This window comes from Pseudomonas sp. GL-R-26 (assembly GCF_019947365.1).
GTDB lineage: Bacteria > Pseudomonadota > Gammaproteobacteria > Pseudomonadales > Pseudomonadaceae > Aquipseudomonas.
In genome coordinates this window covers 175366-184701 of the sequence record NZ_JAGYGI010000014.1, presented here as the reverse complement: position 1 = coordinate 184701, position 9336 = coordinate 175366, and the positions used below count along the sequence as shown (strand labels likewise).

Sequence of the window (9336 nt, the reverse complement as noted above, 5' to 3'; positions counted from 1 at the left end):
CAGCAAGAAGTGGACGATGCCGATCCGGGACTGGAAAGCGGCCTTGAATCGCTTCAGTATCCAGTTCGAAGATCGTCTGTTAACGGTTTAATAAAAATCCCGTTTACACAAAATCTAGGACACCCTCTAGCCTAATGGCAATGTCAACGTCGCCAGCAGGAACGGGTTGCTTCGGTTTTTCCAGCCTCTGAGTGCTTCCAGTGGGCTTGATCGTCACCTTCTCCACAGGCAATCCGCTGTGCATAACTTCTGCAACCTCCCCTCCGCTACAGCGCCTGATGCCTCATTCTTCTAGACTCAATACAAGGTCGTAGACAGAACCAAACACGTCGCTCTGGTGCGGCCGAATCAAGGGCCGCGTGGCAATCTGGCTTTTATGCCCCTATTGAGGCGCGGCGAAGACCGTGCCGGGCGCAACAAGATGCCCGCTCAGGGTGCCCTGGCCGACGGTCTGTAGATGCCACGATACCGTGACGTGGTGTGAATGCCGCAGCCGACACTTTCGGACAACCGACGACCGCCTGGTTTGTCCGTGACCGTGAGGATTGCTGAATGCCTGATGAGATGTTGCACCTGCCTGTGGTCAACAGTCTGCTGGAGCGCCATAAGGGCACCCCGGGTGCGCTGTTGCCCATTCTTCATGATATTCAGGAGCGCATCGGTTACATCCCCGATGTCGCCGTTCCCGAGATTGCCCATGCCCTCAACCTGAGCCAGGCCGAGGTTCGCGGGGTGATCAGTTTTTACCATGACTTCCGTACCGCGCCGCCTGCGCGGCATATCCTGCGGCTGTGCCGGGCCGAGTCGTGCCAGAGCCGTGGCGCGGAGCAGCTTGCCGCGCAGTTGCGCGAGCGTCTGCAACTGGACGATCACGGTAGCAGTGCTGATGGCAGCATCAGTTTGCGTCCGGTGTATTGCCTTGGAGCCTGCGCCTGTTCGCCTGCCCTGGAACTGGATGGCCGGGTGCATGCGCGGCTCAGTGCCGAGCGTCTGGATGCGTTGCTCGACGCTTGCCGGGAGGACGCGTGATGCCGACTCTTTATCTGCCTTGTGATTCCCTTGCCCGTGCCGTGGGTGCCGATGAGGTGGCGGTGGCCCTGATCACTCAGGCGCGGGAACGCAATCTGCCGCTGGAGATGCAGCGCACAAGTTCGCGCGGCCTGTATTGGCTGGAGCCGTTGCTGGAGGTGGACAGCCCGCAAGGCCGGATCGGTTTCGGCCCGCTGACGGCGGCCGATGTGCCGTCGGTGCTTGATGCACTGCAAGGCGAGCCGTCCGCTCATCCGCTGGCCTTGGGGCTGGTGGAGGAGTTGCCGTATCTGAAGACTCAACAACGCCTGCTGTTCGCCCGCGCCGGCATTACCCGGCCGCTGTCGCTGGACGACTACCGGGCCCACGGCGGTTTCGAGGGTTTGACCCAGGCCATCGCCATTGGCGGCGAGCAGACCGCTACGGCGGTGTTCGATTCCGGCCTGCGTGGCCGTGGAGGCGCGGCCTTCCCCGCCGGGATCAAGTGGCGCACGGTGCATGGCACTCAAGCTGCGCAAAAGTACATCGTGTGCAACGCCGACGAAGGCGACTCCGGCACCTTTGCCGACCGCATGTTGATGGAAGGCGACCCCTTCCTGCTGATCGAAGGCATGGCGATTGCCGGCATTACCATCGGCGCCACCTTCGGCTACATCTATGTGCGCTCGGAATATCCGGATGCCGTGGCCACGTTGCGTGCAGCGTTGAACATCGCCCGAGAAGCCGGTTATCTCGGCGCCAATGTCGGCGGCAGCGGCCTGGCCTTCGATATGGAAGTGCGCGTCGGGGCCGGTGCCTACATCTGCGGTGAAGAAACCGCGCTGCTGGACTCACTCGAAGGCAAACGCGGGATCGTCCGCGCCAAGCCGCCGATTCCTGCATTGCAGGGCCTGTTTGGCCTGCCGACGCTGGTGCACAACGTGCTGACCCTGGCCTCGGTGCCGCTGATTCTGGCCAAGGGCGCGCAGTTCTATCGCGATTACGGTATGGGCCGTTCTTTGGGCACCATGCCCTTCCAGTTGGCGGGCAATATTCGTCACGGCGGGCTGGTGGAACGTGCCTTTGGCCTGACCCTGCGGGAGCTGGTGGAAGACTACGGCGGCGGGACCGCCAGTGGTCGGCCGCTGAAGGCTGCGCAGGTGGGTGGTCCGCTCGGCACCTGGGTTCCGCCCTCGCAATTCGACACGCCGCTGGATTACGAAGCCTTTATGGCCATCGGCGCGATGCTCGGTCACGGTGGTGTGGTGGTGGCTGACGACACCCTCGACATGGCCCGCATGGCGCGCTTCGCCATGCAGTTCTGCGCCGAGGAATCCTGTGGTAAATGCACGCCTTGCCGTATCGGCTCGACGCGCGGCGTCGAGGTGATCGACCGTCTGCTGGCCGCACCTGACCAGAACAGTCGCGATGAACAGGTGATCATCCTCAAGGACCTGTGCGACACCCTGCAATACGGTTCGCTGTGCGCGTTGGGCGGCATGACGTCTTATCCCGTGGCCAGCGCCCTCAAGCACTTCCCCGCTGACTTCGGTCTGCAAGCCTCGGAGGCCGAACAATGATCACTCTCTTCGACCCGAAAACCGACATTGACCTGGGTACGCCGGCCCGCGACAGCCAGGTGCAAGTCACCTTGAACATCGACGGCCGCAGCATCAGCGTGCCCGAAGGCACCTCAGTGATGCGCGCCGCCGCGCTGCTGGGCACCACCATTCCCAAACTCTGTGCCACCGACAGCCTGGAAGCCTTCGGCTCCTGCCGCATGTGCCTGGTGGAGATCGACGGCATGCGCGGTTATCCGGCGTCCTGCACTACGCCGGTCAGCGAAGGCATGAGTGTGCACACCCAGACGCCCAAGCTCGCGACGCTGCGCCGCAATGTCATGGAGTTGTACATTTCCGATCACCCGCTGGACTGCCTGACCTGCTCGGCCAACGGCAACTGCGAGCTGCAAACCGTCGCCGGCCAGGTTGGCCTGCGGGAAGTGCGTTATGGCTATGAAGGCGAGAACCATTTGGAGGACGTGAAAGACACCTCCAACCCCTATTTCGACTACGACCCGAGCAAGTGCATCGTCTGCAACCGCTGCGTGCGCGCCTGCGAAGAAACCCAGGGCACCTTCGCCCTGACCATTACCGGGCGTGGCTTCGAATCCCGTGTGGCCGCTGCCGGTGGCGATAACTTCCTCGATTCGGAATGCGTGTCCTGTGGCGCCTGTGTGCAAGCCTGCCCCACCGCGACCCTGATGGAAAAAAGCGTGGTCGAACTGGGTCAGCCCGAGCGCAGCGTGATCACTACCTGCGCCTATTGCGGCGTGGGCTGCTCGTTCCGCGCCGAGATGAAAGGCGACCAGTTGGTGCGCATGGTTCCGGACAAGAACGGCCAGGCCAACCACGGCCACTCCTGCGTCAAAGGGCGCTTTGCCTGGGGCTATGCGACCCACCCGGATCGCATCACCAAACCGATGATCCGCAAAAACATCAGCGACCCTTGGCAGGAAGTCAGCTGGGATGAAGCAGTGACTTACGCTGCCAGTGAGTTCCGTCGGTTGCAGCAAAAGTATGGCCGCGACTCCATTGGTGGCATCACTTCCAGCCGTTGCACCAACGAAGAAACCTACCTGGTGCAAAAACTGGTACGCGCCGCCTTCGGCAACAACAACGTCGACACCTGTGCGCGGGTCTGCCACTCGCCCACCGGTTATGGCCTGAAGCAAACCCTGGGCGAGTCCGCCGGCACCCAGAGCTTCGACTCGGTGATGCAGGCCGACGTGATCCTGGTGATGGGTGCCAACCCCAGCGACGCCCACCCGGTGTTCGCCTCCCAACTCAAACGCCGCCTGCGTGAAGGCGCGCGGCTGATCGTCATCGACCCACGGCGCATTGATCTGGTGGATACGGTGCATGCCCGCGCCGAGTATCACCTGGCCCTGCGCCCCGGTACCAACGTCGCCATGCTCAACGCACTGGCCCACGTCATCGTGACTGAAGGACTGCTCAAACAAGACTTTATCGACGCCCGTTGTGAGCCTGGCGATTTCGCCCAGTGGAGCGAGTTCGTCAGCCGTGCGGATAACTCGCCGGAAGCCCTTGGCCCAATCTGCGGTGTACCCGCTGCCGACATCCGTGCCGCTGCGCGCCTGTATGCCACCGGTGGCAATGCGGCGATCTACTACGGTTTGGGCGTCACCGAGCACAGCCAGGGCAGTACTTCGGTGATGGGCATCGCCAACCTGGCCATGGCCACCGGCAACATCGGCCGCGAAGGCGTGGGCGTGAACCCGCTGCGCGGGCAGAACAACGTCCAGGGCTCCTGCGACATGGGTTCCTTCCCCCATGAGCTGCCCGGCTACCGGCACGTCTCCAACGAGGTGGTACGAGCGCAGTTCGAACAGGCCTGGAACGTCACCCTGCAACCCGACCCGGGCCTGCGTATCCCCAACATGTTCGAGGCAGCCTTGGGCGGCAGCTTCAAGGGCCTGTATTGCCAGGGCGAAGACATCGCCCAGAGCGACCCCAATACCCAGCACGTCACCGCGGCTCTGTCGGCCATGGAATGCATAGTGGTGCAGGACATTTTCCTCAACGAAACCGCCAAGTTCGCCCACGTGTTCCTGCCGGGCTGCTCGTTCCTGGAAAAGGACGGCACCTTCACCAACGCCGAGCGACGCATCTCCCGGGTGCGCAAGGTCATGGATCCGCTGGGCGGCAAGGCCGACTGGGAAGGCACGGTGGCCCTGGCCAATGCCCTCGGTTACCCGATGAACTACAAACATCCGTCAGAAATCATGGATGAAATCGCCAGCCTGACGCCGACCTTCACCAACGTCAGCTACGCGGAACTTGAGCGCCACGGCAGCCTGCAATGGCCGTGCAACGCCGAGGCACCGGACGGCACGCCGACCATGCACATCGAAGAGTTTGTGCGCGGCAAGGGGCGCTTCATGCTCACCGGCTACGTGCCTACCGAGGAGAAGGTCAACAGTCGCTATCCGCTGCTGCTGACCACCGGGCGCATCCTCAGCCAGTACAACGTCGGCGCCCAGACCCGGCGCACCGACAACGTCGCCTGGCACGACGAAGATCGTCTGGAAATCCACCCGACCGACGCCGAGAGCCGTGGCATCAATGAAGGTGACTGGGTCGGCATCGGCAGCCGCGCCGGGCAGACCGTATTGCGGGCGCGGATCACCGAACGGGTCGCCCCGGGCGTGGTGTACACCACCTTCCACTTCCCGGAATCGGGCGCCAACGTCATCACCACCGACAACTCCGACTGGGCCACCAACTGTCCGGAGTACAAGGTCACCGCCGTGGAAGTCAGCCGGGTTTATCACCCTTCGGAGTGGCAGAAGCGCTTCCAGGAATTCAGTGATGAACAGCATCGTCTGCTGAAGGAACGTCGGCACCCCGAGAAAGCCGAGGTGCGCAAATGAGTACTGACAACCTGATCAAGATGGCCAACCAGATCGCCCAGTACTTCGCCAGCCAGCCGGACCAGCAACAGGCGGTGCTCAGCGTGCGCAATCATATGCAGATGTACTGGGCGCCGAGCATGCGCAAGGAATTGCTGGCCTGGCAGACGGAACACCAGGGGGCGGACTTGCACCCGCTGGTGCAGGCGGCGGTGACCGGGGCGGGTTGGGAGGCTTAGCCTGCTGGCTGAAAAAAACTGTGGCGAGGGAGCTTGCTCCCGCTGGACTGCGCAGCAGTCCCATTTTAGGGCCGCTTCGCGCCCCAGCGGGAGCAAGCTCCCTCGCCACAGATACAGTGTTCGTCCTTAAGTGAACAGCATTAGGCTCCCACAGGGGGTTGTGTCAGGGGGTTGTGTTGTGTGGACAGGCCACAGGCGCTCATTTGCGGCACTAAGCGTATCCTGTTCACGACTGCCTCCCCTGAGCCCCGGAACCACAATGACCAAAAGCATTCTCTACGCCCTGGGCGCTGCTGCCCTGTTCGGCGCCAGCACGCCCTTGGCCAAGTGGCTAGGCTTGAACGTGTCCCCCATCCTCCTCGCCGGCCTGCTTTACCTGGGTAGCGGCGTCGGGCTGACGCTCACCCGCCTGATCCGTGATCGTGGCTGGCAGCCGACAGGCCTTACAGCCCCTGAATGGCCGTGGTTCATCGGGGCCATTGTGTTCGGTGGCGTACTGGGTCCGGTTTCATTGATGTTTGGACTCACCCTCACCTCTGGCACCACCGCATCACTGTTGCTGAACCTGGAAGCCGTGTTGACCGCACTGATGGCGTGGGTGGTCTTCAGGGAGAACGCTGACCGGCGCATTGTCGCGGGGATGGTGGCCATTGTTGCCGGTGGCGTGTTGTTGGCGTGGCCTCGCACTTCGGCAGAGGCTCATGGCTGGTTGGGGCCTGTTGCGGTGGCGGTGGCGTGTTTTTGTTGGGCCATCGATAACAACCTCACCCGCAAGGTGTCTGCGTCGGATGCGTTGTTTATTGCTGGCACCAAAGGGCTGGTGGCAGGGGCCGTCAATTGCACGCTGGGGATCGCGCTGGGTATGCACCTGCCAGAGTGGTCGCTTCTTGGGCCAACCCTGCTGGTGGGCTTTTTGGGGTATGGCGTTAGTCTGGTGCTGTTCGTCCTGGCGTTGCGGGGGCTTGGTACGGCGCGGACCGGGGCGTACTTTTCCACGGCGCCGTTCCTGGGAGCCGCGATAGCGATCCTGTTTTTCGGTGAAGCCGTGACCTGGGTGTTTTGGATCGCTGCCGGCCTGATGGGGCTTGGGGTCTGGATTCATCTGACCGAGAGTCACTTACACGAGCATCAGCACGAACCGCAAATCCATGACCACAAGCACGTCCATGATGAGCATCATCAGCATGAACATGACTTTGAGTGGGATGGTGTACAACCGCACCACCATGTTCACCAACACTCACCGATCGTCCACAGTCATCCGCACTTTCCCGACATCCATCACCGGCACTCGCATTGAGCCCCGGAGGCTGCGGCCATTTAAATGGCCGTGGCCATCACCGCCCTACTCGACGTCCTTCTGCCGTGACGCCGTCACGGTCACTTCAATCGCCCGGACACTGATCGCCGCGAATGTCGCGGTCATCAGCACGCCATTGAAACCCAGCAGGATCGCCAGCACTCGCGACACACCCAGTTTTGGCACCAGCTCTCCATAGCCAATGGTCAGGCCCGTCACGAAGGCAAAGTAGACACCGTCATCAGGGCTCCACCCCTCCAGCTGGGCGATGATGAGGCCAATCGCAACGATCACTAACAGCAGTATCGAGAAGATCGGCCACACCACTTTGAAATAGAACCAGACGGCTTTGTAGAACTCTTTGCGGACGTTGGATGCACGGGTGAAGTTCATGTCGTGGGCTTCCGTGGGGTTTGCCTGACCGGCAATTGAATGCACGGCGGTTCAATACCCCGTTCAGCTTGGCACAAGCGCTGAAAACTGCGACCGACGGGGCGTTATCTTTGCCGAGGACTATGACAAAGATGACGCCCCGCAAACTATCCAGAAACAGCGCACTGTTGAATTCTTTGTAGGAGCGAGCCTGCTCGCGATGGTCGTTAACGATTACGGGTGTTTACCGGTTAAACGCGGTGCTCTCGAGTCCATCGCGAGCAGGCTCGCTCCTACAACAACAGTGGCGGGTTTATCCCTCAGTTCGCTTCAGTTTCCCGGATCAGCTTCTTGTTGATCTTGCCGACGCTGGTCTTGGGGATTTCGGTCACGAACTTGAACTGCTTGGGGATCGCCCATTTGTTGATGCGCCCACCGTCGACGAAGGCTTGCAAATGCACCTCCAGGATCTTGCGGTCGAGGTATTGCCCCGGTTCGCACACGACCATGGCCATCGGGCGTTCACCCCACTGTTCATCGACGATGCCCACCACGGCGACGGACATCACGCCCGGGTGTTCGCTGATCAGGCTTTCCAGTTCCAGGGAGCTGATCCACTCGCCGCCGGTCTTGATCACGTCCTTGATGCGGTCCTTGATTTCCACTCCGCCCAATGGGTCGATCGAGGCCATGTCGCCGGTGTGCAGCCAGCCGTTTAGCCAGAGCTCAGCGCCTTTTTCCGGCTCTTTCAAATAGCCTTGGGTCAGCCACGGTGCACGGACGACGATTTCACCGAGGGACTCGCCATCATGGGCCACATCGTTGCCCTCGGCGTCGATGATCTTCAGGTCGACCAGCGGCACCGGCGTGCCGGTCTTGATGCGCGTCGGCAGTTGGGCCTCGGCGGACAGTTGGCGGTCTTCATCGCGCAGGTAGGTCAGGCACAGCAACGGGCAGGTCTCGGACATGCCGTAGCCGGCATGCACCACCATGCCTTTGGCGTTGGCTTCGCTGGCCACGCCCAGGGTCAGCGCGCTGCCGCCCAGGAGCATTTTCCAGCCGTCGAATCGGGTCGCCTTGCCTTCTTCACAGTTGAGGATCATCTGCAAAATGGTCGGCACGCAGTGGGAGAAGGTCACCTTTTCTTCGCGGTACAGCTTGACCAGACTATTGGGTTCGTAGCGGCCGGGATAGACCTGCTTGATGCCCATCAGGGTCGCGACGTAAGGCACGCCCCACGCATGCACGTGGAACATCGGCGTGATGGGCATGTACACGTCGTCGGAACGCAGCAACGGCTGGCCCTGATAGACGCCCAGGGTGCCGACGGCATTCAGGGTGTGCAGCACCAGTTGCCGGTGGCTGAAGTACACGCCTTTCGGGTCGCCGGTAGTGCCGGTGGTGTAGAACAGCGTGGCGACCGAGTTCTCGTCGAAATCGGGGAAGTCGTACTGCTCCGGGGCCAGGGACAGCAGGTGTTCGTACTCGCCCAGCACCGGCAGCGAGGTCGTGGTCGCCTCGTCATCGGTGAGCTGCAGGTAGCCTTTTACGGTTTCCAGCCGTCCGTGGATCTGCTCGACCAGGGGCAGGAAATCGTCATGCACCAGCACCAGGTCATCCTCGGCGTGGTTCATGGTGAACAGCACCTGCTCCGGCGACAGGCGAATATTCACGGTGTGCAGCACCGCGCCGATCATCGGCACGGCGAAGAAACATTCCAGGTAACGGTGGCTGTCCCAGTCGAGCAGGGCCACGGTGTCGCCAGCCTTGACCCCCGCCTCCGTCAGCGCATTGGCCAGGCGGCGAATACGCTTGTTGAGGGTCTCGTAGCTGTAGCGCAGCTTGTCGGCGTAGACGATTTCCCGGCCCGGCTGGTAACGCACGCCGGACAGCAGCAATTGCTTGATCAGCAAGGGATAGGCATAGGCGCCGTCGGCGGGCGGAATTATTTTTGTCGCCATCATGTTTAAGGTTCCTTGTCCTTA

At 61.8% G+C, this 9336-nt stretch carries 7 protein-coding genes; 5 read left to right on the top strand and 2 right to left on the bottom strand.

Features of this window, described 5'->3' with window-relative positions; translation table 11 throughout:
* Positions 1-552: 552 nt before the first annotated feature.
* From KGA96_RS16815 to KGA96_RS16795, 5 genes are all read left to right on the top strand, one after another.
* On the top strand, positions 553-1029 hold the full coding sequence (locus KGA96_RS16815; protein ID WP_046040265.1) for a formate dehydrogenase subunit gamma: 477 nt from the start codon (positions 553-555) through the stop codon (positions 1027-1029).
* Positions 1029-2588 carry a formate dehydrogenase beta subunit gene (locus tag KGA96_RS16810; RefSeq protein WP_223513730.1) on the top strand — a complete coding sequence of 520 codons (1560 nt, stop codon included), beginning with the start codon at positions 1029-1031 and terminating at the stop codon, positions 2586-2588. Before KGA96_RS16815 ends, KGA96_RS16810 begins: the two co-directional genes overlap by 1 nt.
* Complete coding sequence (gene fdhF / locus KGA96_RS16805; protein ID WP_223513727.1) at positions 2585-5461, top strand: formate dehydrogenase subunit alpha; 2877 nt, start codon at positions 2585-2587, stop codon at positions 5459-5461. The genes KGA96_RS16810 and fdhF overlap by 4 nt, the downstream gene beginning before the upstream one ends.
* A complete protein-coding gene (locus KGA96_RS16800; RefSeq protein WP_046040259.1) occupies positions 5458-5679 on the top strand; it encodes a formate dehydrogenase subunit delta in 222 nt (73 codons plus the stop codon). The genes fdhF and KGA96_RS16800 overlap by 4 nt, the downstream gene beginning before the upstream one ends.
* Before the next feature lie 259 nt (positions 5680-5938).
* Positions 5939-6979, top strand: coding sequence for a DMT family transporter (locus KGA96_RS16795; RefSeq protein WP_223513724.1), 1041 nt, complete (start codon positions 5939-5941; stop codon positions 6977-6979).
* 45 nt (positions 6980-7024) lie between these two features.
* On the opposite strand, the gene KGA96_RS16790 is transcribed toward KGA96_RS16795, so the two are convergent.
* Together KGA96_RS16790 and KGA96_RS16785 are read right to left on the bottom strand one after the other, a co-directional pair.
* Positions 7025-7372 (bottom strand): potassium channel family protein, encoded by a 348-nt coding sequence (locus KGA96_RS16790; protein ID WP_046040256.1) that lies wholly within the window; start codon positions 7370-7372, stop codon positions 7025-7027.
* Between the two features lie 299 nt (positions 7373-7671).
* Positions 7672-9315 (bottom strand): fatty acid--CoA ligase, encoded by a 1644-nt coding sequence (locus tag KGA96_RS16785; RefSeq protein WP_223513721.1) that lies wholly within the window; start codon positions 9313-9315, stop codon positions 7672-7674.
* Positions 9316-9336 lie beyond the last annotated feature (21 nt).